The organism is Thalassospira lucentensis, from assembly GCF_011806425.1.
Classification (GTDB): domain Bacteria; phylum Pseudomonadota; class Alphaproteobacteria; order Rhodospirillales; family Thalassospiraceae; genus Thalassospira; species Thalassospira lucentensis_B.
Genome location: NZ_JAATOV010000002.1, coordinates 397,444 through 423,088, shown reverse-complemented (window position 1 = coordinate 423,088; position 25,645 = coordinate 397,444). Strand labels below are relative to the sequence as shown.

The 25,645-nt window shown below is 54.0% G+C and carries 26 protein-coding genes; 15 read left to right on the top strand and 11 right to left on the bottom strand.

Going from position 1 to position 25,645, the window contains the following annotated elements:
• The first annotated feature begins 19 nt into the window (after nt 1-19).
• Together gltX and cysS are read left to right on the top strand one after the other, a co-directional pair.
• Nucleotides 20-1,372, top strand: coding sequence for a glutamate--tRNA ligase (gene gltX, locus HCZ99_RS07530; RefSeq protein ID WP_167446333.1), 1,353 nt, complete (start codon nt 20-22; stop codon nt 1,370-1,372).
• A 72-nt stretch (nt 1,373-1,444) separates the two neighbouring features.
• The gene (gene cysS, locus HCZ99_RS07525) at nt 1,445-2,821 is read left to right on the top strand and encodes a cysteine--tRNA ligase (protein WP_167446332.1); all 1,377 of its coding nucleotides are present in this window, start codon (nt 1,445-1,447) and stop codon (nt 2,819-2,821) included.
• A 91-nt stretch (nt 2,822-2,912) separates the two neighbouring features.
• Here the strand turns inward: cysS and HCZ99_RS07520 are convergent, their stop codons facing one another.
• On the bottom strand, nt 2,913-3,308 hold the full coding sequence (locus HCZ99_RS07520) for a carboxymuconolactone decarboxylase family protein (protein WP_167446331.1): 396 nt from the start codon (nt 3,306-3,308) through the stop codon (nt 2,913-2,915).
• The gene (locus HCZ99_RS07515) at nt 3,305-3,679 is read right to left on the bottom strand and encodes a MerR family transcriptional regulator (RefSeq protein WP_167446330.1); all 375 of its coding nucleotides are present in this window, start codon (nt 3,677-3,679) and stop codon (nt 3,305-3,307) included. The genes HCZ99_RS07520 and HCZ99_RS07515 overlap by 4 nt, the downstream gene beginning before the upstream one ends.
• Nucleotides 3,680-3,897: 218 nt before the next feature.
• Between HCZ99_RS07515 and HCZ99_RS07510 the strand changes: the two genes are divergently transcribed.
• From HCZ99_RS07510 to HCZ99_RS07500, 3 genes are all read left to right on the top strand, one after another.
• The gene (locus HCZ99_RS07510; protein ID WP_167446329.1) at nt 3,898-4,848 is read left to right on the top strand and encodes an aldo/keto reductase; all 951 of its coding nucleotides are present in this window, start codon (nt 3,898-3,900) and stop codon (nt 4,846-4,848) included.
• Nucleotides 4,845-5,561, top strand: coding sequence for a DUF6064 family protein (locus tag HCZ99_RS07505; protein ID WP_167446328.1), 717 nt, complete (start codon nt 4,845-4,847; stop codon nt 5,559-5,561). The genes HCZ99_RS07510 and HCZ99_RS07505 overlap by 4 nt, the downstream gene beginning before the upstream one ends.
• Before the next feature lie 131 nt (nt 5,562-5,692).
• Nucleotides 5,693-7,036: an MFS transporter gene (locus HCZ99_RS07500; RefSeq protein WP_167446327.1), complete on the top strand. Its 1,344-nt coding sequence runs from the start codon at nt 5,693-5,695 to the stop codon at nt 7,034-7,036.
• Nucleotides 7,037-7,095: 59 nt separating this feature from the next.
• Here the strand turns inward: HCZ99_RS07500 and HCZ99_RS07495 are convergent, their stop codons facing one another.
• The 3 genes from HCZ99_RS07495 to HCZ99_RS07485 form a co-directional block, all read right to left on the bottom strand.
• Nucleotides 7,096-7,752: a LysE family translocator gene (locus tag HCZ99_RS07495; protein ID WP_167446326.1), complete on the bottom strand. Its 657-nt coding sequence runs from the start codon at nt 7,750-7,752 to the stop codon at nt 7,096-7,098.
• Between the two features lie 247 nt (nt 7,753-7,999).
• Nucleotides 8,000-8,707, bottom strand: a complete 708-nt coding sequence (locus HCZ99_RS07490; RefSeq protein WP_167446325.1) for a DsbA family oxidoreductase — start codon at nt 8,705-8,707, stop codon at nt 8,000-8,002.
• Nucleotides 8,708-8,885: 178 nt separating this feature from the next.
• Nucleotides 8,886-9,146: a hypothetical protein gene (locus tag HCZ99_RS07485; RefSeq protein ID WP_167446324.1), complete on the bottom strand. Its 261-nt coding sequence runs from the start codon at nt 9,144-9,146 to the stop codon at nt 8,886-8,888.
• A gap of 319 nt (nt 9,147-9,465) precedes the next feature.
• Here HCZ99_RS07485 and cimA point away from each other — a divergent pair, with 319 nt between their 5' ends.
• The 3 genes from cimA (at nt 9,466) to rpsD (ending at nt 13,047) form a co-directional block, all read left to right on the top strand.
• The gene (gene cimA / locus HCZ99_RS07480; RefSeq protein WP_167446323.1) at nt 9,466-11,079 is read left to right on the top strand and encodes a citramalate synthase; all 1,614 of its coding nucleotides are present in this window, start codon (nt 9,466-9,468) and stop codon (nt 11,077-11,079) included.
• A gap of 210 nt (nt 11,080-11,289) precedes the next feature.
• Nucleotides 11,290-12,087 (top strand): RNA methyltransferase, encoded by a 798-nt coding sequence (locus HCZ99_RS07475; protein WP_167446322.1) that lies wholly within the window; start codon nt 11,290-11,292, stop codon nt 12,085-12,087.
• Between the two features lie 342 nt (nt 12,088-12,429).
• Entirely contained in the window at nt 12,430-13,047 is a 618-nt protein-coding gene (gene rpsD, locus HCZ99_RS07470; protein ID WP_167446321.1) for a 30S ribosomal protein S4, read from the top strand.
• Nucleotides 13,048-13,309: 262 nt separating this feature from the next.
• On the opposite strand, the gene grxD is transcribed toward rpsD, so the two are convergent.
• From grxD to HCZ99_RS07455, 3 genes are all read right to left on the bottom strand, one after another.
• Complete coding sequence (gene grxD, locus HCZ99_RS07465) at nt 13,310-13,645, bottom strand: Grx4 family monothiol glutaredoxin (RefSeq protein ID WP_167446320.1); 336 nt, start codon at nt 13,643-13,645, stop codon at nt 13,310-13,312.
• Between the two features lie 94 nt (nt 13,646-13,739).
• Nucleotides 13,740-14,648 (bottom strand): EamA family transporter RarD, encoded by a 909-nt coding sequence (gene rarD, locus HCZ99_RS07460; RefSeq protein ID WP_167446319.1) that lies wholly within the window; start codon nt 14,646-14,648, stop codon nt 13,740-13,742.
• 297 nt (nt 14,649-14,945) lie between these two features.
• Nucleotides 14,946-15,179: a BolA family protein gene (locus tag HCZ99_RS07455; RefSeq protein WP_101301983.1), complete on the bottom strand. Its 234-nt coding sequence runs from the start codon at nt 15,177-15,179 to the stop codon at nt 14,946-14,948.
• Between the two features lie 344 nt (nt 15,180-15,523).
• Between HCZ99_RS07455 and HCZ99_RS07450 the strand changes: the two genes are divergently transcribed.
• Together HCZ99_RS07450 and HCZ99_RS07445 are read left to right on the top strand one after the other, a co-directional pair.
• Nucleotides 15,524-16,018 carry a glyoxalase superfamily protein gene (locus HCZ99_RS07450; RefSeq protein WP_167446318.1) on the top strand — a complete coding sequence of 165 codons (495 nt, stop codon included), beginning with the start codon at nt 15,524-15,526 and terminating at the stop codon, nt 16,016-16,018.
• Nucleotides 16,015-16,485: a GIY-YIG nuclease family protein gene (locus HCZ99_RS07445; protein ID WP_368484239.1), complete on the top strand. Its 471-nt coding sequence runs from the start codon at nt 16,015-16,017 to the stop codon at nt 16,483-16,485. The genes HCZ99_RS07450 and HCZ99_RS07445 overlap by 4 nt, the downstream gene beginning before the upstream one ends.
• On the opposite strand, the gene moaA is transcribed toward HCZ99_RS07445, so the two are convergent.
• From moaA to HCZ99_RS07430, 3 genes are all read right to left on the bottom strand, one after another.
• Nucleotides 16,482-17,480: a GTP 3',8-cyclase MoaA gene (gene moaA / locus HCZ99_RS07440; protein ID WP_167446317.1), complete on the bottom strand. Its 999-nt coding sequence runs from the start codon at nt 17,478-17,480 to the stop codon at nt 16,482-16,484. The two genes, HCZ99_RS07445 and moaA, sit on opposite strands and share 4 nt — an antisense overlap.
• A 238-nt stretch (nt 17,481-17,718) precedes the next feature.
• A complete protein-coding gene (locus tag HCZ99_RS07435; protein ID WP_167446316.1) occupies nt 17,719-18,537 on the bottom strand; it encodes a hypothetical protein in 819 nt (272 codons plus the stop codon).
• A 215-nt stretch (nt 18,538-18,752) separates the two neighbouring features.
• Nucleotides 18,753-18,938 (bottom strand): DUF3553 domain-containing protein, encoded by a 186-nt coding sequence (locus tag HCZ99_RS07430; protein WP_167446315.1) that lies wholly within the window; start codon nt 18,936-18,938, stop codon nt 18,753-18,755.
• Between the two features lie 480 nt (nt 18,939-19,418).
• On the opposite strand from HCZ99_RS07430, the gene HCZ99_RS07425 reads away from it, so the two are divergent.
• The 5 genes from HCZ99_RS07425 to HCZ99_RS07405 all read left to right on the top strand — a co-directional run bounded on the left by HCZ99_RS07425 (nt 19,419) and on the right by HCZ99_RS07405 (nt 25,640).
• Nucleotides 19,419-20,027, top strand: coding sequence for a histidine phosphotransferase family protein (locus tag HCZ99_RS07425; protein ID WP_167446314.1), 609 nt, complete (start codon nt 19,419-19,421; stop codon nt 20,025-20,027).
• 143 nt (nt 20,028-20,170) lie between these two features.
• Complete coding sequence (locus HCZ99_RS07420) at nt 20,171-22,870, top strand: hybrid sensor histidine kinase/response regulator (protein ID WP_167446313.1); 2,700 nt, start codon at nt 20,171-20,173, stop codon at nt 22,868-22,870.
• Nucleotides 22,871-22,885: 15 nt separating this feature from the next.
• Nucleotides 22,886-23,392, top strand: a complete 507-nt coding sequence (locus HCZ99_RS07415; protein ID WP_167446312.1) for a chemotaxis protein CheW — start codon at nt 22,886-22,888, stop codon at nt 23,390-23,392.
• 84 nt (nt 23,393-23,476) lie between these two features.
• Nucleotides 23,477-23,842 (top strand): response regulator, encoded by a 366-nt coding sequence (locus HCZ99_RS07410; RefSeq protein WP_101301992.1) that lies wholly within the window; start codon nt 23,477-23,479, stop codon nt 23,840-23,842.
• A gap of 70 nt (nt 23,843-23,912) precedes the next feature.
• Entirely contained in the window at nt 23,913-25,640 is a 1,728-nt protein-coding gene (locus HCZ99_RS07405) for a chemotaxis protein CheB (protein WP_167446311.1), read from the top strand.
• Nucleotides 25,641-25,645: the final 5 nt, after the last annotated feature.

Sequence of the window (25,645 nt, the reverse complement as noted above, 5' to 3'; positions counted from 1 at the left end):
GTGAACTGAAAAGTTTGAAATGACAAAAACTGTCCTGCGATTTGCACCCAGCCCGACCGGGCTTCTTCATGTCGGGAATGCCCGTGTTGCCCTGATGAACTGGCTTTATGCCCGGAAATCTGGCGGCGAATTTATCCTGCGTTTTGATGACACCGATCCGGTTCGTTCCAAGGACGAATATGTCGATGCCATCCGCGAAGATCTGACATGGCTCGGCATTGATTGGGATCGCGAAGAACGCCAATCGTTGCGTCAGGATAAATATGACGCCGCGATTGACGATCTGAAAAAACGTGAATTGCTGTATCCGTGCTACGAAACGGAAGGCGAGCTTAACTGGAAACGTAAAGCCGCCCGCCAGCGTCATCAGGCGTTCATCTATGACCGTAAGGCGTTGACGCTGACCGCTGATGAAATCGCCGCCCTTGAGGCCGAAGGACGCAAGCCCCATTGGCGCTTTATCCTGACCGACGGGATGGTCGAATGGGATGATTTGACGCGCGGCGTTTGCTCGTTCGATACCGAACATGTGTCGGACCCGGTTTTGATCCGTGAAGATGGGTCCTTGCTGTATATGCTGGGGTCGGTTGTGGATGACCTTGAAATGGGTGTGACCCATATCATCCGCGGCGAAGACCACGTGACCAACACCGTGTCGCAGATTTTGCTGTATCTTGCCCTTGGGGGTAAGCCGGGTGCGCTTGAATTTGCGCATATGCCGCTTTTGGCGGGGCCGGGTGGGTCGCAGCTTTCGAAACGTTTGGGCAGCTTGTCGTTGCGTGAACTGCGCAATGACGGGTTTGAGGTCGAGGCGCTTGTTGGTCTGTTGACCGGTCTTGGCGCGTCGGAAAAAATCGAACCGGCAAGCCTTTCGGAAGTGCTTGAGAAATTCGATCTGGATCATTATGGCCGCTCGACGCCGAAATTTGATCCGGCCGAACTTGCCAGCCTGAATGAAAAAGTCATTCACGAAATGTCGTTCGAGGCCGCCCAGCCGAAACTGGCAGCAGCCGGCATGGCCGATGCCGACGAGATGTTCTGGAACGCGGTGCGCGGCAACTGCTGGCGTGTGTCAGAAGCACTTGAATGGTGGGATGTGATCCACAAACCTGTGATCCCTGAAATCGATGACGAAGATGTTGATTTCTTGAAACAGGCGGCGGATTTGCTGCCAGAAGGTGATCTTGACGCGACCAGTTGGAAAACCTGGACCACGGTGGTGAAAGACGCCACCGGACGCAAGGGCAAGCAATTGTTCATGCCGCTTCGCAAGGCGTTGACCGCACGGGAACATGGTCCGGAAATGTCGACCATGCTGGTGCTGATTGGCGGGGATAAAGCGCGTAACCGGCTGTGTGGTACGGCGGTCTAAGCAGGTCTGCTTTGATCGCCCGAAGATGTATGTCGTTAGCGACGCAACACCACAGCCAAACGGACATTTAGAATGAACAATACCCTTCGTATCTTTGATACGCTGACCCGCGAAAAGCAGGTTTTTGAACCGATTGATCCCAGCAACGTGCGTTTGTACGTCTGCGGGCCGACGGTGTATGACTACGCCCATGTCGGAAATGCGCGGCCTGTTGTCGTCTTTGATACGCTGGTGCGGGTTCTGCGCCATATTTATCCCAAGGTGACTTATGTCCGGAACGTCACCGACGTTGATGACAAAATCAACGCACGCGCCAAAGACAGCGGCGAGACAATTTCGGACATCACCAAGCGCACCCATCAGGCATATCTTGATGACATGGGTGCGTTGAACGCGGCTAAGCCCGATATTGAACCGCGTGCGACCGACCATATTGCCGATATGATCGCCATGTGCGAAAGCCTGATCGAGCAAGGCTTTGCCTATGCCGCCGAAGGGCATGTTCTGTTTTCGGTCGAAAAGTTTGACGATTACGGCAAGCTGTCGCGCCGTGATCGCAAGGAAATGATTGCCGGTGCCCGGGTTGAAGTCGCGCCGTACAAAAAAGACCCGGCTGATTTCGTGCTGTGGAAGCCGTCCGAAGACGACATTCCCGGCTGGGAAAGCCCATGGGGCCGTGGGCGTCCGGGGTGGCATATTGAATGCTCGGCCATGTCGACGCGCTATTTGGGCGAGAATTTCGACATTCATGGCGGCGGTTCGGACCTTGTCTTTCCGCACCATGAAAACGAATTGGCGCAAAGCTGCTGTGCCAATCAGGGGTCAAGCTATGCCAAATATTGGATGCATAACGGCCACCTGATGGTTGAAGGCGAAAAAATGTCCAAGTCGTTGGGCAATTTCGTCACCGTGCATGACTTGCTGGAAAGCTGGCCGGGTGAGGCAATCCGCCTTGCGATGATGGGCACCCATTATCACCAGCCGATCAACTGGACCGAGGAAAACCTGCGTCAGGCGAAAGAATCGCTTGATCGGTTCTATACCGCCCTTCGTCAAAGTGCGGATGTGACCCCGGTCGATATGCCAGTACCGCGCGCGTTTTTGGATGCGTTGTGTGATGACCTGAATACGCCGTTGGCGATTTCGGAATTCCACAATTTGGTCACCCGGTTCAATAAGGCGGAAAAGAAATATGACCGCGCCGAAGCCAAAGGCGAAATTATCGCCGCGGCCAAGTTGCTGGGTATTTTGCAGGCCGATCCGGAAGCATGGTTTACCGGCAGTGCCGGCGAAGACGAAGCCGCCGAGATCGATGATCTGATCGCACAGCGCGCAGATGCCAAGAAAAACAAGGATTTCGCAACAGCTGACAAGATCCGTAATGATCTTTTGGCACGCGGTATCCTGCTGGAAGATTTCAAAGACGGGACGAGCTGGAAACGCGTTTAAGCGTTCTGGTTTATCCATCTGATACGCAAAAGGCCGCAGCACATGCTGCGGCCTTTTGAAGTTTTAGGGATTGGGCCGGTGCGGTGTGGCGTTACGCGGCCACAGCATCAAGTTCGTCGAAACATTCCTGTGCTGCGTTCAGGCCGTTAATCGCCGCGGGCAGACCGCCATAGACCGCCATTTGCCAAATCGCTTCGACAATTTCGGTGCGCGATGCCCCCGCGGCTAAGCTGTGTTGGATGTTGATCTTAAGCTGCGGGGCGGTATGACCGCCAAGCACAGTCAGGGCCGCTATCGTGCACAGTTGGCGGGTTTTAACATCAAGTCCCGGCCGGGCGTAATGACGGCCATAGCCCCATTCAACCAGACTTTCGGCAAAGCCGGGGATCAGGCTGTCATATTTTTCGGCCAGCTGGCCTTCAAGTGGTGGGTTAAGCGCCGCAACAATGTCGCGGCCAGCATCAAGGGCAGATTTTTGGTTGGTCATTTTCGGGATCCATTTTTTGCGGTGGCAACCTGATCGTAAATGGCGATTTTGTCGTCGAGCACACCGAGCGTTTCGGTCAAACTGGCAATATGATTGGCCAGTTCTTCGCGATATGTAGAAAGTAATGCGCGGCGTGCGGTGATGGTTTGGTCGCCTTCGGCGCGCATTTTGGCGTAAAGCACCCGGTCGCGGATCGGCATGCCGAAATCCTTTAGCCGGCCCAGAAATTCAAGCCAGACTAAAATATCGCGGTCATAGGACCGTCTGCCGCCAGGGTCGCGATCGGGCTGTGGCAGCAGGCCAATTTTTTCGTAATAGCGCAGGGTGTGGACGGCAAAACCGCTTTTTTCGGCCACTTCGCCAATCATCATGATTGCCACCTTTGTGAGAGCATCGTTCAAAGTTTGCCCATGCTACTTGTTAGAGTGCACTTTAGGTCAAGCGCTATTTATCGGGCGGTGACATCAAGCGTAAGAACATTGCCTTGGTATAGAATATGCATCCTAGGTTGTATTAAATTTACGGTTCGGCAGAATTCTGCCCAATTCTTGTGGATGATGGGTAAGCACGCAGTAAAATGGGGTGGACCATGTCTGATATTGATCGTCGAACATTTTTAAAATCGGCCTGCGCATTCAGTGCGTTAGGCGTGGTTACAATGCTTGGCGGGGCTGGTCCGCTTTGGGCGCAAACCATAGCTGGGCAAAAACAACCCGATGTGATGCGCAAGGTTATTCCATCCACCGGCGAAGAAATCCCCGCCATTGGGTTGGGCAGTTGGATCACCTTTAATGTCGGCAATGACCCGCATTTGCGCGATCAATGTGCAGATGTCATGTCCGCCTTTTTTGCCGCGGGCGGGCGCATGATCGACAGTTCGCCGATGTATGGTTCATCCCAAGAAGTGATTGGCTATGGCCTTGATAAGCTTGGTGCGCGCGATAAGGTGTTTTCAACCGATAAAATCTGGACATCCGGGGATGGGCTGGAACAGCTGGCCGAGACGGAAGCACGCTGGCACGTCAAAAAATTCGATCTTTTACAGGTGCATAATTTGGTGGGGATTAATGAAAACCTGCCGCTTTTATTCAAGCTAAAAGATGAAGGATTGCTGCGGTATGTCGGGATCACGACATCGCATGGGCGGCGTACCGAAGATGTTATGGCGGTGATGGAAAACGAACGGCTTGATTTTGTTCAGGTGACCTATAACCCGATTGATCGCGACGTCGAAGAATACCTGTTGCCCCTGGCATATGATCGCGGGATTGCGGTGATTGTGAACCGCCCGTTTCAAGGGGGTAGTTTGCTTCAAAAACTGGAAGGGAAAGCATTGCCGGAATTTGCCGCCGAATTGAAAGCGGAAAGCTGGGCGCAGTTGATTTTGAAATATCTGATTGCCCATCCTGCGGTGACGTGCCCGATCCCGGCGACCACAAAACCGGCACATGCCGCCGAAAATATGCGCGCGGCGAGCGGGCCGTTGCCCGATGATAAAATGCGCGAACAGATCGCGGCTGTAATCGGGGTGCTGATATGAGTGAGTGGTGGAGTTATGGTCTTGCCGATTTTCTGTTGTTTTCACCCCGGGTGTATTTCCGCCTGTTTGAAACCTTAAACACCACATGGTGGTTGGCGGTTGCGGCGGCCTTTGTTGCCGGGTTGGTGGCGTGTGGCTTGGTCATGCGTCCGGGCTTTCGCGGCAATCGGGTCATTCTCGTATTACTGTCGCTGATTTGGGTGTGGGTGAGTTACGGCTTTCTTTGGAAATATTACCAACCAATCAATTGGGCGGTGCCCTATGTGTTGCCCGGCTTTGTGATTGAGGCACTGCTGCTGGCGTTATTTGCCGCGCGTCCCTTGCCGTTGCGATTTGGCTGGCGAGGCGATTTTTCATCAATGGTCGGGGCCGGTTTTTTGGCGTTTGCCTTTGTGATTTATCCGTTTGTCGGGTTGATAGAAGGGCGCGAGCTTTTGCAGGCAGAAATTTTTGGCAGTGCGGCCGATCCCACCGCCCTTGGCACACTTGGTTTCGTGTTGATGGCGCGCGGGACGTGGCGGTGGCTTTTGGTGCCTGTGCCGCTTATTTGGTGCTTGATTGCCAGTGCCACGCTTTGGGTTATGGACCAACAGATTGCCGTCTTGCCGCTGATTGCGGTGTGGCTGACGGTGTTTTCCTGCTGGCTTGATCTTAAAAACGGGGTGACAACGCGCAAAATCACCGAGGCCGAATTGGCAGAGCCCGCCGACTGATCCGTAAGAGTAGCCTACATTTTATCAGTTGATCAAATCATCCATGGCAAGCATGGTGGACGAAATTCCACGCGGTTGGTCGCAACACCGCCGTGCGGATTGGCAATCCGTTATGCGTGAGAGGTCATTCGATGATTCAGGTCTTGTCCAGTGTCTGGGCGTTATTGCTCGGCGTTGTTTTGATTATGCTGGGCAATGGCATGCATGCCACACTGATTGGTGTGCGTGGCGGGATCGAGGGATTCTCTTCCGTGGCCTTGGCGGTCGTGACGTCGGCCTATTTTGTCGGTTTCTTATCCGGGGCGCGTATTACCCCGATCATGATCCGGCGGGTAGGGCATGTGCGCGTTTTTGCCGCCCTTGGCAGTTTCATGTCTGCCGCGCTGATTGCCTTTCCGCTTTTGACAGAACCTTGGGCGTGGACGCCCCTTCGTGTGTTGGTCGGTTTTTGCATGTCGGGCATTTATGTGACATCGGAAAGCTGGCTTAATGATGCGTCGACCAATGAAACACGCGGCAAGGTTCTTTCGGCCTATATGATTGCGCAGACGCTGGGTATTATTGGCGCGCAGGGACTTTTGACCTTGGGCGATGCCAGTACATCGGTTCTGTTTATCGGCGCATCGATTTTGGTGTCGGTTTCTTTTGCGCCGATCTTGTTGTCGGTTGCGACTGTCCCGGTGACTGAGGCCGCCCGCCCGATGCCGATGCGCGAATTGTTTAACAATGCACCGCTCAGTACCGTTGGGATCTTTATTTTGGGCAGTGTTTACGCCACCCAATCAGGCATGGGGGCGGTGTTTGGCACCAAGATCGGGTTAAGCACCGCACAGATTGCTTTGTTTGTCGGGATGCTGTTTGCCGGGGCATTGTTGTTTCAATATCCGATTGGATGGCTTTCGGATCGTATGGATCGCCGCAAACTGATTTTCGGATCGGCCGCGGTTGGTGCGCTGTTTTGTGTGCTGGGCTGGGCGTCGGAAGACAGTTTGTGGTTTTTGATGGGGGCAGCATTCTGTGCCGGTGGGGTGACCACCCCGCTTTATGCCCTGTTTTTGGCCTATACCAATGATTTCCTGACGCTTGAAGAAATGCCTGCTGCATCTGGTGCGCTGGTTTTGACGTTCGGGGTTGGTGCGATTTTGGGCCCGCTGGCGTCAGGTTGGGCAATGCAGCATTTCGGACCTTTTGCCTTTTGGTTGGTGCTTTGCGTCATGTTTGGCGCGATCGCCGTTTATTCGCTCTATCGCATGACGCGACGTGAAGCGATTCCTGCGGATGAGACGGAAAGCTATGTCAGCGTCTTGCCGACGACCTCGGCCATGGCGGTGGAAACAGCCGGTGTTTGGGCCGCTGAGCAGGCCGAGGCTGAAGCTGAAGCCGAAGCGGAGGCTGCTGCGGAAGCAGAGGCAGAGCAAGAAGAAGCCGATCAGGCAGAGATGGATAAGAAGGCACAGGACACCAATCAGTCGTGATGCTGTCTCTGGGCTCTTAATTATCTTGTTAGCACCTAAAGGGTGTTTAACGGATTGCGTTATCGATTAAACAACAGGCGCAGACCGACTGTTGCGAAGAAAACGCCAAGGATGCCGTTGATCCATCCAGCAGCCCGTCTGTAAATCGAGATTGCCGGTGCGGTGGAAAAGGCGGTGGCGTAAATCAGATGCATTGTGGTTGAGATCGTCCCGCAGCCCAAAACAATCGCCGCCCCAACCCACATCGGGGCATCCGGGGCAAAGCCAATGGAAATGATCGCGATCCAAGTCAGAATGGCCTTTGGGTTGGTAAGATGAAGTGCCAAGCCGCGCACATAGTACCCTTTGCGCGAGATCGGATCGCTTGGCGGGACGTCATCATTGGCACTGACCGGGGCTGGTTTGCGAAAGGCAGTGCGAAATGCCTTATAGGACATCCACAATAAGTAAAGCCCACCAAAGATGCGAATGACGGTCATGGCATCGGCATAGGCCGCCAGCACAGCCGAAAGTCCGGTCAGGGTCAAAAGGCCGATGGAAAACGATCCCGTATCAATCCTCAAGGCAAAACTTTGGCCCGCCAATCGCCCGCGATCAAGCGACACACCCATAAGCCCCAAAAGGGCGGGGCCGGGGCTGATGAGGCCAACAAGAAGGGCAAGGTATGACAGCAAAATACCGGGTAAATACTGGCTGATGTCAGCAAGATCGGGCATGTGGCTTCCTGTTGGCGATGGGGCGCAGTCGTTTTAGACTATGCCCGTGGGTGCTGTGATCGTTTTGAGCCTATCGTTTGACAGATATTTGCGGATGGACGGGGTGCAGCGGGAATAGCTGACTATTTCCCGTGAGGCGACGTCTATTTGGCTTCAAAAAGGCCGCGTGATCAAACACGAAAAAGCCCCGGTAATTTACCGGGGCTTTTTTTACATGGGCGTGCCATGTGCAGCAAAGTTGCGCGACTTAATTGTCAGCCAATTCTTCTGCCAGATCGTCGGCAAGGATTTCATCACCCTGACGGGCGATTTCGCTCAGTGCCTGTTCGAAGACTTCGGGCGGATGGCCGCCGGAAATGGCGAATTTGCCATTGACCACATAGGTCGGGACCGAACTGATGCCGGCATTACCAAATTCTTCTTCTTCGGCACGGACTTCCTTGGCGAATTCATCACCCGACAGGACTTCCATCGCGCGATCAGGCGACAGGCCGACTTCCTCGGCTGCACGTTTCAGAACGCCATGGTCGCCCGGATTTTCGCCACCTTGGAAATAGGCCGCGAACAGGACGAGCATCAATGCAGTTTGTTGACCTTTTTCGCCTTCTTTGCCGGCCCAATACAGCAGGCGGTGGGCGTCAAAGGTGTTGTAGATGCGGCTGTCGGAACTGAAATGGATCGGAAAATCGACATTTTCACCCATCATGGTGATGCGCGCGCGGTTATCCGCACTTTGATCCGGGGTTAAGCCATATTTTTCCGCGATATGCTCAGAAAGGTCTTGTCCCTCTGGTCCCATATTCGGGTTCAGCTCATAAGGGTGCCAGCGCACGGTGACGTCGATTTGACCGTCTAGCCGGGCTACGGCTTCTTCGAGGTTTTTATAGCCGATAATGCACCATGGGCAGACCACGTCCGAAACAATGTCGATCTGCATAGGGATGGTGTCAGTCATGAAAATGCCTTGCGTTATGAAATCGTGTGACATCCCCTGACATAATCGCTGTGGCTATAAACGCAAGAACAGATCGTCAATTACCAAGGATAAAGCCGCCACGGGCACGTGGGAGGGCGTAAGGCCAGTCTCAAAATGGGATGATCAGACGGGAGGTTGCGGGCGCGCAGTTGTGGGTTTAATGCGCGTTTTCACTGGGCTGACGGCGGGCGTGGTCAACCATGTATTCGGCAAAGGTTTCCAGAATCGGGCAGGACCAATTCGCACGGGTTTTTTCGCCGTCCCGTTCCCATTCGCCATACCATCGTTGGTCGATGTCGCGAAAAATCCTGTAATCAGCGAACCGATCAGACGCCGTCCAGCTGTTTGTTCCCGATCGTTGCCAGGTCAACCCGGCAAGCATCATCATGTCGATGCTCGTGGTTGCTTTGATCGCCATGGCTTTTATCCTTTGATCGCACGTCGTTTTCATTATAGGTGGAGCGGTAAACGCACGATTTACAATGTATAGTAGAGTTAAGCATTGATTAATCGAAGGGGCAACAGCCCAAGGGGACAGGTTCGCTATCCTAAAGAATAAGGGTTTTACGGAAAAAGGGTGGGGAAGCGCCCGATAAATGTGATTTGCGTAATGCTGTTGCGCTATGGGGACTTTTACGGCAATTTGCCTGTCCGTTTTGGGTCGCCCTGACGGAGCCGTCTTCCTTTTGGTCGATGGCTTTGGATTTCGATAAGAATACCGATCAATTGGAATGAATATGTCAGACAAGCGCGTCTATCTTTATGACAGTACCTTGCGCGATGGGCAGCAGACCCAAGGCGTGGATTTTTCGGCCGCGGACAAAACCGCGATTGCCAAGGCACTGGACGAATTGTCGATTGACTATATTGAAGGCGGATGGCCCGGTGCCAACCCGACCGATGACGCGTTTTTTGCCAATCCACCAAAACTGAAAAATTCAAAGCTGACGGCGTTTGGCATGACCCGCCGTGCGGGGCGCTCGGCATCCAACGATCCGGGCCTTGCGAGCCTTGCGCAGAATGCGCCGATTGTTTGCATGGTCGGCAAAAGCTGGGATTTTCAGGTGACCGAGGCGCTTGGCATCTCGCTTGAAGAAAACCTGGCGATGATTGCGGATTCCATTGCGCATCTGAAAAGCAAAGTGTCGGAAGTGATGTTCGATGCCGAGCATTTCTTTGATGGCTATAAAGCCAATCGCGATTATGCGCTGTCGGCGATTAAGGCGGCGCATGAGGCGGGTGCACGTTGGGTTGTTTTGTGTGACACCAATGGCGGGACGCTGCCCGACGAAATTTTTGACATCGTTACGGATGTCTGCAGCCAGATCCCCGGAAGCCATGTCGGCATTCATTGCCATAATGACACGGAAAATGCGGTGGCCAATTCTCTGGCGGCGGTCCGCGCCGGTGCGCGCCAAGTGCAGGGCACGCTAAACGGCCTTGGCGAACGTTGCGGCAATGCCAATCTGATTTCGATCATTCCGACATTGATGCTTAAAATGGGCTTTGATGTTGGTGTTTCAAAAGATCAACTGACCCAGTTGCGCCGCATTTCGCATATTCTTGACGAACGGCTGAACCGTGAGCCGCTGCGTCAGGCGGCCTATGTCGGGGACAGTGCCTTTGCCCATAAGGGCGGTTTGCATGTGTCGGCGGTCGAAAAGAACCCGGCCTGTTACGAGCATGTTACCCCCGAACTGGTGGGAAATGAGCGCCATATTCTGGTGTCGGATCAGGCAGGACGTTCAAACATTTTGGCCCGGTTCCGCGAAATCGGGGTCGAAGTCGATCCGAAATCCGATGCGGTCGGCAAACTGGTTGAAAATGTTAAGCAGCGTGAATTTGATGGTTATGCCTATGACGGGGCAGAGGCCAGCTTTGAACTGTTGGCCCGCAAAGCCATGGGCGAGCTTGACCGTTATTTCCGTGTGACATCGTTCCGTGTGATCGATGAGCGTCGCTGGGGCGATGCACAGGATGAGCGGGTCATCACCATGTCCGAGGCAACGGTGAAGGTTGTGGTCGGCGAAGATCAGTTCATGTCGGTTGCCGAGGGTAACGGCCCGGTCAACGCCCTTGATGCCGCGTTGCGCAAGGTTCTTTTGACGGTGCCGGAATACCGCGAAGCGGTCGAGCAGATCGAATTGATCGATTATAAGGTGCGGATTATAACGCGCGGCGATGGCACGCGTGCGGTGACCCGGGTCATGATCGAAAGCCGTGACTCAGAAGGCAATAACTGGGCCACGGTGGGGGTTTCGACCAACATTATCGAGGCGTCCTATAACGCGCTTCGCGATTCAATCACCTATAAACTGTTTAAGTCCGGCGTGCGCAGCCAGCACGGCTAAGCCACACGGGGCAAACAGGACCAAAGACAGTTACCATGAATTAAACGGTCGGGCGCATAGGCGGCCCGGCCGTTTTGTTTTTGGTGCGGCGGGGCGGATAGTAAAGGAGGCTGGCGCAGCCGGTTGGCTTTTGCTAAAGAAACGCCAATATTGACCGGATATGCGTTTTTGCGCAGGCCTTCCTTTATCTAAGACCGGAGAATTCACGCGATGAGCGACGCCTCAGGTGCCGCGATGCCCAGTGGCGGCATCCCCGAAACAGCTGGCATTGCCAACCCGCCCGCGATCATTTTGATTGAACCGCAGCTTGGCGATAATATTGGCAAGGCGGCCCGTGCGATGCTGAATTGCGGGTTGGTCGACCTGCGGCTGGTGCGCCCGCGTGATGGCTGGCCCAACGAGCGCGCAACTGCCAATGCATCGGGTGCGGACATTGTCATTGATAATGCCAAGGTCTTTGAGCGCGACGAAGATGCGATTGCCGATTTGAACCGGGTTTATGTCACAACAGCGCGTACCCGCGATGCGATCAAGCCGGTCTTTACCCCGCGTGGGCTGGCCCCGGAATTGCGCACTGTTGTCGGCAAAGGTGAGAAGGTTGGGGTCCTGTTCGGCCCGGAACGCACGGGGGTGCGTAATGAGCATATCGCCATGGCCGATGCGGTTGTGACCGTGCCGTTAAATCCCGGCTTTACGTCGCTTAACCTCGCACAGGCTGTTTTGCTGATTGGTTATGAATGGTGGCAGGCCGGGGTTGAGGTGCCTGACTATCAGTTGATGATGGCTGACACGTTCCCCGCGACCAAGCAAGATATGGAACGCCTGTTTGAGCATCTTGAACACGAACTTGATGAATCGGGTTTCTTCCGAGTGGCTGAAAAGCGCCCTGGTATGGCGCGCAATATCCGCAATATCTTTAACCGGTCGAACCTGACCCATCAGGAAGTCCAGACACTTCGCGGCATGATCGTTGCGATGCGCGGTGGAAAGCACAAGCCGGAAAGCTAAGAACTCGGCGGGGCTTGCTTAGTCCGATGCCGTATAAAATTGATGTGTTGCAGTGGTTTGGGTGCCGTATGTGCCGCGTGCGGGGCAGTATGGTTCGGCAAGTACGTGGGGATGGCCTGCCAATCGTCCAAAGAGCGGCAGAAATGCAGGGCTTCTATGCCACGACGGGGCGGTGATTAGTGTTTGACTCTTGGTCAATCATCTCTATATTGCGCCTCACTTCCGAGAAAGCGGGTCGAAAAAGGTGTTTTCGTCCCCGTTCCGCATATCCGGCGATTACGCATCGTGGATGTCTGGAAACTATCGGGACAATAAAGTGATCTTAAAAAAGAGAGTTATCAAATGTCGAAACGTATTGCTGCAAAGCATAAGATTGACCGCCGCCTTGGTGTGAACCTTTGGGGCCGTGCAAAATCGCCGCTGAACAAGCGCGAATATGCACCGGGCATGCACGGCGCGACCCGCCGTAAGAAACCGACCGATTTCGGTATCCAGCTGTTCGCTAAACAGCAGCTCAAAGGTTACTACGGTTCTATCTCTGAGAAACAGTTCCTGCGTTACTTCAAAGAAGCAGCGCGTCGTCCGGGCGATACCTCTGAGCATCTGGTTGGTATTCTTGAGCAGCGCCTTGACGCGATCATCTACCGCATGAAATTCGTTCCGACCGTGTTCGCTGCACGTCAGTTCGTTAACCACGGCCACATTCTTGTCAATGGCAAGAAAGTAACCATCCCGTCCTACCTTGTTAAAGAAGGTGACGTTGTCGAAGTGAAACCTGCTTCGCGCGAAATCCCGATGGTTATGGAAGCTGCGACCCTGAACGAGCGCGACATTCCGGAATACCTCGACGTTGATGCGAAAGCCTTCAAAGGCACCTTCGTTCGCGTACCGAAATTTGCAGAAATTCCGTACCCGGTTCAGATGCAGCCGAACCTGGTCATCGAATTCTACTCGCGTTAATCCGCTTTCGGATTTCGCGACGAACCGATACGAAGACGCCCGCTGGAAACAGCGGGCGTTTTTGTTTTTGGATTCTGTTTGATGGTGTCAGCAGGTGAGGCAAGCGGGCAGTGGTTGGATTACCACCGGCGTGCCTATACAGCGCTTTGAGCACGATTGTGTGGCGGAGGGTGAACGGCAACGACCCCGCACGTGGGCACAAAAAAAACGCGCTGGCAGGAACCCTGCGCAGCGCGTTTTTATTTGGCTTGGCGATCGCGCCTTAGGCGGCGACGGCAACGCCTTTGTCTTTAAGGTGCTGGGCCAGTTCGCCCGATGCAAACATTTCACGGACGATGTCACAGCCGCCGAGGAACTCGCCCTTGACGTAAAGCTGCGGGATGGTCGGCCAGTTAGAAAAGTCTTTGATGCCCTGGCGGATTGCCGGGTCGACCAGAACGTTGATGTCTTTGAACGGAACACCCAGTTCGGCCATGACCTGAACCACAGCAGCAGAGAAGCCACACTGCGGGAACATCGCGGTACCCTTCATGAACACGACAACATCGTTATCGTTGATGTCCTTTTGGATGCGTTCGAAAACCGGATTGTCGGTCATAATGATTGTCCTTGGCGTTGGGCGGCGATCAAAAGGCCGCGGGAATTTCAGTTAAACTGTTTGGCCGAAGATATGGCTGGAACCTGCGGTTCTGTCAACTCTTGCGGCGATTTTGACGCGCACGGAGCAGGTTATCCCAAGTGTAAACGCCCAGTCCGAGCCAGACCAGCGTATATGTCACCATATGTGCGGTGGTAAACGTCTCGCCAAAGATCAGAACCGCGACAATGAATTGCAGGGTCGGGTTCAGATACTGCATCAGACCAAGGGCGGAAAACTTCATGTTGCGGGCGGCATAAGCAAACATCACAAGTGGCACTGTGGTGAAGATGCCAAGACCGATCAACATCATGTCTTGGGTCATTCCGATGGTGCCAAAGGCTGAATTGCCGTTGCTATCAAGCCAGAAAATATAGCCAAGCGACATCGGCGCAAGCATCGCGCATTCAACAAAAAGACCGGCAATCGGATCAGCGGGGACGAATTTGCGGATCACGCCATAAAAGGCAAACAGGCTCGACAGGCTAAGCGCAATCCACGGCAAATGCCCGTAAAACACCAACAGGTTCGCAACACCGACGGCACAAATTGCCACCGAGATCATCTGAATACGGTTAAGCTTTTCAGCAAAGAACACCCGGCCCAACAACAGCATGACCAACGGCATGATGTAATAGCCAAGGCTGGCTTCAAGCGCGTTGCCGCTGTTCACAGCCCAAATATAAACCAGCCAGTTGCCCGCAACCAACAGACTGCTTAGAAACAGAAAGCCAAGGGTTTTGACCGAAGAAATCAGCTTCCAAAGTTCTTTGCGCCGCCCAAAGGCAAACACCAAAATCAATGTTAAAACTGCCGACCAAATGATCCGATGGGCCAAGATTTCAGCTGGGCCGGCAAACGAGATCAATTTGAAATAGATCCCAAAGGTGCCCCAAATAGTGAAGGCACCAAGCCCAGCAAGGGGGCCTGCGCCGATCAATGCCGGTTTTTGTGTCGATGACATGGTTATTGCGCCGTCAGTGATTAATGGGGCTGTTTCCGGCGGGCAAAGAAAGGGCGGGCCGGGATGGGCACGGTAAGGTGGTCGGTTTTGAAATGCGCGGGCGCCGAAGGTGGTTCGACGCCCGTTCGCAGGCCTGCACATAAACACCAGATATTCGGTCACGGAACTTATGGATGAAGTCCTGTGGTGATGCCGCTTGATGGTGGCCTAGCGTTGCGGCCTAAGGACGGTGGCGGGGCATATGCCGAATGTTGGTGGTGGTCTTGGTGTTGGTCGTGGTTTTGTCAGAAATCGTGTTTAGTCGGGCGCCGAGGTTTGCAGGGCGAGGGCATGCAGATCGCCGCCCATTTTGCCCTTAAGTGCGGAATAGACCATCTGATGCTGGATCACGCGGGTTTTGCCGCGGAACTGCTCGGACACCACAATTGCTGCATAATGATCGCCATCGCCGCGCAAATCTTCGATGCGAACCTGTGCATCGGGCAGCGCTTCCTTGATCATGCTTTCGATTTCATAGGCTTCCATGGCCATGGCGTTTCTTCCTTATGATAGATCGAACGACCCGTCGGCCCGTTCGATGGGAACTGTTTCATTTGGTATATGTTGTTGCCCCCGGGGCTGTCAATTTCTGTGGGGGTGTTCTATGGCACAGTGTGGTGTCAGGTGACATCCGGGGAAGTTCTGTGGTTCGGGCAATACGCGTGCTTGTCTTGGCGGGGATAATTGGCTACATAGCAAACAGGGTTGCGCACACCCGCCGTCCGCAAGGCGTATGCCTTTGGTAAAGTGTTGCAGATGAAAACTATCGGACCCGTTTCCAGATCAGGCAACGGACCGGCAATGCGGACGCCCGGCCTCCTGTATGGAGACGATGAATGACTTCAAATACCCTTAAACTCAACCGTGCCGACATTGAAACGGACGCGGCTGAGCAGTTTAAGACCCAGGCAAAGCGCTTACGCAAAGCCTTGGCGGCGCGTGACGTTGAGATTTCGCACGCCGGTTCGCTGGAGCTTTTGGCGCAAAGTCATGGATTTCGCGACTGGAACACCGCCGTTGCGATGGCTCGGCGTAATATCCCCACCCATGTTTCTGACCTTGGCATCGGCAAACGCTTTGCCGGATCGTATCTGGGCCATGCAGTGACCGGCCAAATCCGTAGTGTGACGGCAACGCCGGTGGGCGGTGTCTTTCGCGTTGAGGTGCATCTTGACCAAGCTGTCGATGTGGTCGAATCAAAACGCTTTAGCGGCTATCGCCAGCGGATTGCATCGCGCATTAACGAGCATTGCGAACCGGTTCTAAGCAACGGTACATCCGGGCCGGGGCTTTCGATTGATCTGCTGCTGCGCGATCAACCCGACGCGTGAGCACGTTTTTCAAAGACATAAATGACCAAACCCTCCGGCAGCTTCCAAAAGTTGCCGGAGCCTATGTCTTGGTGATTGAACTGAGCGCGGATCTCATACTTCGAAACATACGCTTTGCAGGAACCGTCCTTGCCAAAGGAACCTATTTGTATTGCGGTTCAGCCAACGGACCGGGCGGCATTGCTGCACGTGTTAAGCGCCATTGCAAACATGATAAAAAGCCCCACTGGCATGTCGATGAACTGACATCAAGCGGAGCTGGTCGGGTTGTTTCGGTGCTGGTGGTGCCGTGTGGCGATGAGTGCGGCTTACGACATAGGATTGAAGGCGCAGCGCACTGTGCGGTGACAATCCCGGTGCCCGGGTTTGGCAGCAGTGATTGTCTTAACTGCGCATCTCATTTGCTCCGCATTGCGGCGGACAATGATGTGGAATGGCTTTTCCAGAACTTAGATCAGGCGATTTAGCCGCCCGTCATGCTCATATGTCGACCAACCGCAGGCTTCTGGCCTTTGCGATCGATGACGAAGTCGTGGCCTTTGGGTTTTAGGACCATGGCCGCGTCGAGCATTTGATCAAGGGCGCGCGGATCGCCGGTGCGAAGGGCTGCGCGCAGATCAACGTGGTCTTCTTGGCCAAGGCACATGTAAAGCGTACCCGTACAGGTCACGCGCACGCGGTTGCACCCTTCGCAGAAGTTATGGGTCAGCGGGGTGATGAAGCCCAGACGTCCGCCGGTTTCGGCGACGGTGGTATAGCGCGCCGGTCCTGGGGTGACGTATTCGGACGGGATCAGGGTGTATTCTTGTTCCAGCCGTTCACGCACCGCCGTGAGCGGCAAATACTGATCGGTGCGGTCGCCGTCAATGTCGCCAAGCGGCATGGTTTCGATCAGGCAGAGATCAAATCCTTCTTTGCCGCACCACGCGACAAGGCGTGACATTTCGTCTTCGTTGAAGTTACGAAGTGCGACGGTGTTGATTTTAATCTGAATGCCCGCCTGTTTGGCGGCTTCTAAGCCCGCGAGAACTTGTTCAAGGCGGCCGCGGCGGGTGATCTCGGTAAATTTCTGTGAATCGAGGCTGTCGAGCGAAATGTTAAGGCGTTTCACACCGAGGCGGGCCAAATCATCGGCATAGGTTGCCAACTGGCTGCCATTGGTGGTCATGGTCAGCTCGTCCAGCGCGCCGGATTTAAGATGGCGCGACAGGTTGGAAATCAAATCCATGATGCCCCGACGCACCAACGGTTCGCCACCCGTCAGGCGCAATTTGCGCACACCACGATTGATAAAGGCCGTGCAGAGCTGATCGAGTTCTTCGAGCGACAGCACATCGGACTTTGGTAGGAACGTCATGTTTTCCGCCATGCAATAGGTGCAGCGGAAATCGCAGCGATCAGTTACCGAAACGCGCAAATAGGAAACATGGCGGCCATATTTATCGATCAGTGGCGTTGTCATGACGTGGGGCTTATCACTGTTCGTTTGGTTGAAAGATACACTTCATTACCGCGACTGTCGCATAACAGACCGGGCTTTGACCAGTGGGTTTAAAATGTGCGCGATCACCTTTGCGTCAAGTGGCAGGCACGGAAAGTTTGGATAAGAAAAACCGCGCCCGATTGTGATCGAACGCGGTTTGCTATCTTTTAGCCTGAAACCGCCAGAAAACACCGGCCAGACTTGATGTCAGAAAGACTTAGTCCGCGCTTTTGAGTGCGGCATAGTCTTCATCAATTGATTTAATCACAGCGCGCAGGGTTTCGACATCATCCCGGCCAAGCTTTGCCACCAGTTCGGCGGCTTGTTCGGGCACGGAAAGTGTTTTGCGCACATCATTAAACAGCGCATGCAGCAGCAAAATGCAGTGGGTTTCGGTGAATTTCCACTTTTTGTCAGATGACGGAAGATTGTCGTTCACCAGCTGGATCAGCCATTTTTTGCGGTGTTCGTAATCTTCGAAATGCAGGGCCATACGCGCAAAGACCAGATTGATGCGCGACGCAACGGCAGGTTCTTTTGCCAGATGGTCCCAATATTCGGTGGGATCGCGCAGTTCATCGTCTTTGTTGGCGTGGGCATCGATGATCGCGTGAATTTCACGGTCGATTTCCTGAAGCATGTCCATGCCGACCATCATGCGGATGACCTTAAAGAATGGCTGCAGGATTTTGCGTGACAGCGCGCCGTCTTCGACTTCGCCAGCTTGGCCGCCTTCAAGAAGGAATTCAAACCGGCTGACCATCAGGCGGCCGAACGGATCGTGACGGACGGCGGCTTTTTCGCGGGCCTTGATCGAATCCATGTCGCTTTCAAGGATGGCCCATGCGGTGTCGAACAGGGTTTCCTTGTCGCGCAGGCCATCGACGGTCTTTAAAATCTGTTCTTCGGTCAGAACACCGCCATTATCGCGGGCCTGATGGACCAGCGCCTGGGCAAAATGTTCCAATACGGAAAATGCCGCGACGTTGTGACGCTGCTTGAAAGTGTCACGTGGTGGTTTGTTGACTGCAATCATTAAGCTGTCCAGACCTCGGTTATGACGGTTGCGCGATCAATGGTTCATCTATCTTGCCAGATAAAACCGATTTAATACGCTAAATTTTTAAACAAATTGGCATCCGCTTACATTCAGCTAAGCACGAGCAATTCATATGCCAAGGGTTTGCGATCATTATCGTTTAAGTGCGCGACCCGAAAAAATGGCACTTCGCCGATGGCGTTGGTGGGGTTCTATTCGTAATCGATCGCGGATTCGACGATTTCCAAAACCACGTGGCGCGGGCGAATTATCTGGCGACCGGCTTCTTCAAAGTTAACGGCAATACGATCCCCATCGACGGCCTGAATACGGCCAAGCCCCCAATCAGGTTGGGTCGGATGGCGAACAATGGTGCCCGGTGTCAGCAAAAAATCCATGGGGTGCCCTGTTTGTCATGTTGATGGTTTCTATATAGGCGTTTCGCATCAAAGTCACAAACCCAACCGTCGCGCAAATGCCGATTGGTGCGGAAGCTGCGGCCCTGTGCGGCGTATCGAGTTTGGCGTCATGGTTATTAGAAGCCAGAGCTGCAGTGCGGATGTCGGGCGCGGCGGCAAAAAATGCCGGGTGGTTTGGCGGTGCGGGTGAGGTGCGTTGTTATGGTTTAAAAGCGCGTTGGCTGGGGCAAGGTCAGGCGTTTAAACGGTAAATTTCGTGTCTGCTAAATAAGGTCTTAACATATCAGAGGCAATCTTGGCGCTGGGTAGCCAGAGGTTTGTTTGCCGAAATTGCCAACGCCGTATTCGGGGGTGTTGGCGATGATGGCGCCAAAACTGGCTATGAAGACGGTCAATGTGTTTGGGGACACATTGCATCGATATATCAAACACAAAAAAATACGTTGGAGTACTGCCGTAATGGACCAGGACATCGCCCTTGAAATGACACTGATCGAACTGATCAGTTCGCGTATTTGTCATGACCTTGTGGGGCCGGTCGGTGCGGTAAATGCCGGGGCGGAGCTGATGGGCGAAGAAGGTGTCGCCGATGACGAGGCGCTGGCCCTGATGCGCAAAAGCGGACTTGAAGCCGCACGCCGTTTGCAACTGTTTCGCTTGGCCTTTGGCCGGGCGGGCAACAGTGTTGATACGGCATCCATGCGCGATGCTGCCCGCCAAGCTTATGCGGCGGAAGGAAAGGTTGAACTTCAATGGGATGCACTTACATTTGATCCATCGCATGGACGAGTCGTACTGAACATGGTGATGATGGCACGTGAGGCATTGCCGTTCGGCGGGACCATTTCCGTTGCGCACGACTCCGACGGTAAAACAACGGTAAGCGCGCACGGAAAACGTGCGGCATTGCGTCCGGAAGTGATGAATGTTCTGGAAAATGATGTTTCTGCGGATGTTCTTGATCCGCGCACGGTGCACGGATTTTTCGTTAAGAATCTAGCCAAACGGACAGGTGGGGCGCTTTCGGTCTTGCAACAGGATGGAAATATTGCATTGATCTATGTGTAAAAAATTGCCGTCCGGGTCTGGTAATAGCGTACGGTAGGTTCTACGTAAGTAACCGATGTGATTTATTTTAATTGCTACATTGGGCATTAATGGGAGTTCCGGTTCCGGCAAGTGTTTGATTGCTGGAGTTTTGGAGGGGGTATATGGACGATCTTTTAAGTGAATTTCTGACCGAAACTTCGGAGAGCCTTTCGACGCTTGACGTCGAACTGGTGAAGTTGGAACAGAACCCGAATGATCCTGATATTTTGTCGAACATTTTCCGTTTGGTGCACACCATCAAAGGGACATGTGGATTTCTTGGTCTGCCGCGACTGGAAGCAGTGGCGCACGCAGGTGAGAATGTCTTGGGCAAGATCCGTGATGGGGAACTCGTTGTTACACCCGATGCGGTGACATTGGTCCTTGAGTCGATCGATACGATTAAGTACCTGCTGGGCGAGCTTGAGCAAAATGAAGCAGAGCCAGACGGCAACGATGCCGATCTGATTGCGCGCTTGAACCATTTTGCCGACACCGGCAACATCATGGGGGCAGAAGCTGCCCCGGCCCCTGCGGCGGCTGAACCTGCCGCGGAAGAAGCGCCTGCCGAAGAAGCAGCAGAAATGACCGACGACGAACGTTTGCAGGCCATTTTTGATGCTACGGAAGTCGATGAGGACGTTGGGGCGCCTGCCGCACCTGAAACACCGGCGCCTGCCGCCGCACCGCCAGCAGCAGCGAAATCGCAGGCCGTAGCACCGGCCAAAGCCGCCAAAGCAGAATCCGCCAAGGCCGAAGCGCCGCGCGGTGAAGCCAAGGAAAGCTCGGTTGCTGCGCAGACGATTCGTGTGAACGTCGAATTGCTTGAAAACCTTATGACCTTGGTTTCCGAGCTTGTCCTGACCCGTAACCAGCTTTTGCAGATGGTTCGTGGCAAGGATGACAGCGAATTTACCGTGCCGTTGCAGCGCCTGTCGCACATCACGACCGACCTTCAGGAAGGCGTGATGAAGACCCGTATGCAGCCAATCGGAAATGCATGGGCCAAGTTGCCGCGTATTGTTCGCGACCTTGCCCTTGAGATGAACAAGAAAATCGATCTGCAGATGATCGGTGCCGATACGGAACTTGACCGTCAGGTGCTTGAGCTCATTAAAGATCCGCTGACCCACATGGTGCGTAACTCCGCCGACCATGGTTTGGAAGATATTCCGGGCCGTCGCGAAGCTGGCAAACCAGAAACCGGTACGGTGACGCTGAACGCGTATCACGAAGGTGGTCACATCATCATCGAGATTTCCGATGATGGTCGTGGTTTGAACCTTGAACGCATTAAAGCCAAAGCCATCGCCAACGGTCTTGCGACCGAAAGCGAACTGGAAGGCATGGGCGACCAGCAGATCCAGCAGTTCATTTTCAAAGCTGGTTTCTCGACCGCGGAAAAAGTGACGTCGGTTTCCGGTCGTGGTGTGGGTATGGACGTGGTTCGTACCAACATCGAAAAAATCGGTGGTACGGTTGAACTGAAATCGGTCGAGGGCCGTGGTTCGACCTTTATCATTAAAATCCCGCTGACCTTGGCCATCGTTTCGGCTCTGATCGTTGAAAGTGGTGCCGAGCGTTTTGCCATTCCGCAGATCAGCGTTCTGGAACTTGTTCGTGCGTCGAACAATTCCGAGCATTCGATTGAACGCATTCACGACACCCCGGTCTTGCGCTTGCGCAATCGTCTTCTGCCGCTTGTCACGCTTAAGAAAATTCTTGGGCTTGATAATACCGAAGAAGCCGATGACGGTGTCGATGAAGAAGCATTCATCGTTGTCGCCCAGGTCGGGACCTACTCGTTTGGTATTATTGTCGACCGCGTCTTTGACACCGAGGAAATCGTGGTCAAGCCGGTTGCACCGATCCTGCGTGACCTGTCGCTGTTCTCGGGCAACACGATCCTTGGTGACGGTAGCGTCATTATGATCCTTGATCCGAACGGCATTGCCACCCGCACCGGCGAAATCACCGTTGGGGATTCGCAGGGTGTCGAAGGCAAAGCAAAATCCGATGCATCTGACCGTGAAACCACCTCGATGCTGGTCTTCCGGGCAGGCGGCACCGAAGTGCGTGCCGTGCCGCTGGCACTGGTTGCACGACTTGAGGAAATCGATGTCGAGAACATCGAATATTCCAACGGTCGTCCGCTGGTTCAGTACCGTGGCAAACTGATGCCTCTTGTCTTTATCGATGGTGGTTACCAGATGAAGGCAGAGGGACGTCAAGCAACGCTTGTCTTCCAGGATCGCGAACGGACCATGGGTCTTGTTGTCGATGAAATCGTTGATATCGTTGATGATGTTCTGAATGTTGAACTGACAGCAGATCAGGACGGTTTGGTTGGCTCGGCCGTGATTGACGGTAAGGCAACTGACCTGATTGATGCTGGTTACTACCTTGAGCTGGCGTTTAGCGATTGGTTCGGCAACGAGGAAACCGGCGGCGAGAAGAAACGTGTTCTTCTGATCGATGACAGCCCGTTCTTCCGTAACTTGTTGACGCCGATGCTGTCGGTTGCTGGTTTCCGTGTGGTTGCACTGGAAAATGCCGAACAGGCGATGGAATTGAAAAACCGTGGTGAGGTCTTTGACGCGATCATCAGTGACATCGAAATGCCGGGTATGAACGGATTTGAGTTTGCTGAAGCGTTGCAGAATGATGAACTTTGGGGCGAAATACCGATCATTGCCCTGTCGTCGCACACCAAGGACGAAGATTTCGAGCGCGGTCGCCAGGTTGGCTTCAGCGATTATGTTGCCAAATTTGACCGCGATGCACTTGTCTCGACTTTGATCCAGACACTGAGCACCATTTAATCGGGAGATCGAAATATGAGTGACAATAAGGCACTTGTCCCGAGCCATGAACGTGGGGCAGCTCTTGATCTTCGCGGTGACACACAGGATTTTGTCACCGCGTATATCGGCAAACAGCTTTTTGGGATTCCGGTTCTGACGGTTCAGGATGTACTGGGACCCCAGCGTATTACACGCATTCCGCTTGCGCCGCCTGAAGTCGCCGGTTCTTTGAACCTGCGCGGGCGTATTGTGACGGCGATTGACGTTCGCAAGCGGCTGGGACTGCGTGAAAAAGAAGACGAAGATCCGGGCATGAGCATCGTTGTCGATCAAGGCGGCGAGCTTTACAGCCTGATGGTGGATCAAGTCGGAGAAGTCTTGAGCGTCCCGAGAAAGGCGTTTGAACAGAACCCGGCAACCCTTGATTCCCGCTGGCGCGAATTTTCCGATGGAATTTTCCGCCTCGATAAAAAACTTTTGGTTATTCTTGATGTGACTCGCTTGCTTGATTTCAACGCAGCCGTAAAACAGGCTGGTTGATCATGAAGGTCGTACCGGGCGCCTAATGCGGCCGGTACGATGCCGTTCTTGGCTTAACGACCTAGAAACACGAGAAGGAAGTCGATGAAGAGTTGTCTCGTCGTCGATGATTCAAAAGTCATCCGAATGGTCGCGCGCCGCATCCTCGAAGAGATGAGTTTCGAGGTTGTCGAAGCAGTTGATGGTCAAGAGGCTCTTGAAAAGTGCCTCGAAGATATGCCCGACGCGGTGCTTCTTGATTGGAACATGCCCATAAAAAGTGGGATTGATTTCTTGCGTGAGCTTCGCGCTTCGCCGGGCGGTGATGAACCGGTCGTCGTATTCTGTACGACGGAAAACGACCTGGAGCATATTCAGGAAGCCATCACAGCCGGTGCGAATGAATACATCATGAAGCCGTTCGACAGTGAGATTATTCAGGCAAAGTTTGAACAGGTTGGTCTGATTTAGATCCCCTTTTAAATGTTGCCGGCTCGGCAGCCTGTTTTTGATCTCCTGGTTCTAGCGGGGATGTTGCTACGTGCAAGAATTGCCTAACCATTCGCCTTATAAAGTCCTGATTGTTGATGACTCCGCCATTGTACGCGGGCTGGTAACACGCATGATGAACGAGGACGACGAAATCACCGTCGTCGCATCGGTCGTTAATGGTGAAGAAGCCCTTGCTGTGATGGAAGAGGGTAATGGCATTGAGGTTGTCGTTCTCGATATCGAGATGCCCGTCATGGACGGGTTGACGGCCTTGCCAAAACTGTTGGAAATCGATCCAACGGTGCGCGTGATCATGGCATCGACCCTGACCAAGCGAAACGCCGATATCAGTTTTCAGGCGATGACCCTTGGCGCGGTGGATTACATTCCCAAACCAAGCTCGTCCAAAGACCTGAATGTTGGTGAAGGGTTCCGTGCAGAGCTTATTGATAAGGTGAAAGCCTGGGCCGAACAGCGTCGTAAGATGCTTGAGGTCGAAGAAGCGCATGCCGTCGAACGTGAGGCCGCGGACGCAGCCGAGGCAGAAATGCCGACTGCCGATGAAGCATCACCGGCATCCGATGCCGAGCCACAGGACGCAGCGCCAGAAGACGGTGCGCATGCCGAGGCATCTGAGGCAGAAAACTCAGCCAAATCTTCTGATGATCATGAGAAAGGTCAAGCACCTTTCCGGGCGCAAATGTCGCTTGAGCATCAGCAAATGCAAAAGGCTGGCCGTATTCAGCGTAAACGCTTTACCGCTGAGCTGCGCCCGCGTCCGATGCAACAACACCCACGTCCGCCGCAGATGCAAATGCGCCCGATGCCACACGCACCGCAGGCAGCACCAGCAGCGCGTTCCGCCGATGCGGCACCGCGTGCGACGTCGGCACCGGTAAATCCGCGTGTCCCTGGCGCGCCGCGTGATCCGGGTGGTCTTATTCGTGATGCGGCCATTGCGGTGGGTGATCGTGCCAGCAAGGCAAGTGTTGCCAAGGCGGCGACAGCCGCCAAGCCAGCGGCGTCATCCAGCAGCAAGGCGGCACCAGCCCCAGCAAAGGCAAAGGCGCCAGCAGCGCGCCCAGTGGCACCTGCACCGAAAAAAGCACGTGCCCGGCCAGCCGCACGCGGATCGGCTGCACCAGCACCCGCGCGTGCGCGGTCGGGGGGATCGGCCTTTACGCTGTTGCCGGAAAAACGTTTAAATGTCGAAGCAATTGCGATTGGTAGCTCGACGGGTGGACCGCAGGCTTTGTTTGAGGTTCTGCGTGGTTTGGCCGGTGTGCGTCAGCCGATTTTTATCACGCAGCACATGCCCGCCACCTTTACGACAATTTTAGCTGAGCATATTACGCGCCTGACTGGTCTTAAGTGCCAGGAAGGTCAAAATGGCATGCAAATTGTTGGCGGGCAGGTTTACCTTGCGCCCGGTGATTACCACATGACAATTGAAGGGCGCGGTGCTTCGCGTCAAATCAAGTTGAATCAAAATCCGCCTGAAAATTTCTGCCGACCGTCTGTTGATCCGATGCTGCGTAGCATTGTTCAAAGTTACGGTGGAAATGTTCTCACCGCGATACTGACCGGAATGGGTCAGGATGGTATGCTAGGCGGGCGTGAAGTTGTCGGAGCCGGGGGTATGGTCGTGGCGCAAGACGAACAAAGCAGTGTTGTATGGGGAATGCCAGGTGCGGCTGCGCATGCCGGTATCTGTTCTGCTGTCCTGCCAGTTGGTGGAATTGCTGCCTATATCAAAAAATTTGCGGGGGGGCGTTAACCCAC

Excerpts from the sequence above, each read along its gene's own strand:
- cysS (WP_167446332.1), top strand. The coding sequence starts at position 1,445 with ATGAACAATACCCTTCGTATCTTTGATACGCTGACCCGCGAAAAGCAG.
- HCZ99_RS07455 (WP_101301983.1), bottom strand. The coding sequence starts at position 15,179 with ATGGCCATGGAAGCCTATGAAATCGAAAGCATGATCAAGGAAGCGCTG.
- HCZ99_RS07520 (WP_167446331.1), bottom strand. The coding sequence starts at position 3,308 with ATGACCAACCAAAAATCTGCCCTTGATGCTGGCCGCGACATTGTTGCG.
- cimA (WP_167446323.1), top strand. The coding sequence starts at position 9,466 with ATGTCAGACAAGCGCGTCTATCTTTATGACAGTACCTTGCGCGATGGG.
- moaA (WP_167446317.1), bottom strand. The coding sequence starts at position 17,480 with ATGACAACGCCACTGATCGATAAATATGGCCGCCATGTTTCCTATTTG.
- grxD (WP_167446320.1), bottom strand. The coding sequence starts at position 13,645 with ATGACCGACAATCCGGTTTTCGAACGCATCCAAAAGGACATCAACGAT.
- rarD (WP_167446319.1), bottom strand. The coding sequence starts at position 14,648 with ATGTCATCGACACAAAAACCGGCATTGATCGGCGCAGGCCCCCTTGCT.
- HCZ99_RS07485 (WP_167446324.1), bottom strand. The coding sequence starts at position 9,146 with ATGGCGATCAAAGCAACCACGAGCATCGACATGATGATGCTTGCCGGG.
- HCZ99_RS07475 (WP_167446322.1), top strand. The coding sequence starts at position 11,290 with ATGAGCGACGCCTCAGGTGCCGCGATGCCCAGTGGCGGCATCCCCGAA.
- HCZ99_RS07420 (WP_167446313.1), top strand. The coding sequence starts at position 20,171 with ATGGACGATCTTTTAAGTGAATTTCTGACCGAAACTTCGGAGAGCCTT.
- HCZ99_RS07435 (WP_167446316.1), bottom strand. The coding sequence starts at position 18,537 with ATGATTGCAGTCAACAAACCACCACGTGACACTTTCAAGCAGCGTCAC.
- HCZ99_RS07500 (WP_167446327.1), top strand. The coding sequence starts at position 5,693 with ATGATTCAGGTCTTGTCCAGTGTCTGGGCGTTATTGCTCGGCGTTGTT.
- HCZ99_RS07415 (WP_167446312.1), top strand. The coding sequence starts at position 22,886 with ATGAGTGACAATAAGGCACTTGTCCCGAGCCATGAACGTGGGGCAGCT.
- HCZ99_RS07425 (WP_167446314.1), top strand. The coding sequence starts at position 19,419 with ATGGACCAGGACATCGCCCTTGAAATGACACTGATCGAACTGATCAGT.
- gltX (WP_167446333.1), top strand. The coding sequence starts at position 20 with ATGACAAAAACTGTCCTGCGATTTGCACCCAGCCCGACCGGGCTTCTT.
- HCZ99_RS07495 (WP_167446326.1), bottom strand. The coding sequence starts at position 7,752 with ATGCCCGATCTTGCTGACATCAGCCAGTATTTACCCGGTATTTTGCTG.
- HCZ99_RS07505 (WP_167446328.1), top strand. The coding sequence starts at position 4,845 with ATGAGTGAGTGGTGGAGTTATGGTCTTGCCGATTTTCTGTTGTTTTCA.
- HCZ99_RS07430 (WP_167446315.1), bottom strand. The coding sequence starts at position 18,938 with ATGGATTTTTTGCTGACACCGGGCACCATTGTTCGCCATCCGACCCAA.
- HCZ99_RS07515 (WP_167446330.1), bottom strand. The coding sequence starts at position 3,679 with ATGATGATTGGCGAAGTGGCCGAAAAAAGCGGTTTTGCCGTCCACACC.
- rpsD (WP_167446321.1), top strand. The coding sequence starts at position 12,430 with ATGTCGAAACGTATTGCTGCAAAGCATAAGATTGACCGCCGCCTTGGT.
- HCZ99_RS07490 (WP_167446325.1), bottom strand. The coding sequence starts at position 8,707 with ATGACTGACACCATCCCTATGCAGATCGACATTGTTTCGGACGTGGTC.
- HCZ99_RS07450 (WP_167446318.1), top strand. The coding sequence starts at position 15,524 with ATGACTTCAAATACCCTTAAACTCAACCGTGCCGACATTGAAACGGAC.
- HCZ99_RS07510 (WP_167446329.1), top strand. The coding sequence starts at position 3,898 with ATGTCTGATATTGATCGTCGAACATTTTTAAAATCGGCCTGCGCATTC.
- HCZ99_RS07410 (WP_101301992.1), top strand. The coding sequence starts at position 23,477 with ATGAAGAGTTGTCTCGTCGTCGATGATTCAAAAGTCATCCGAATGGTC.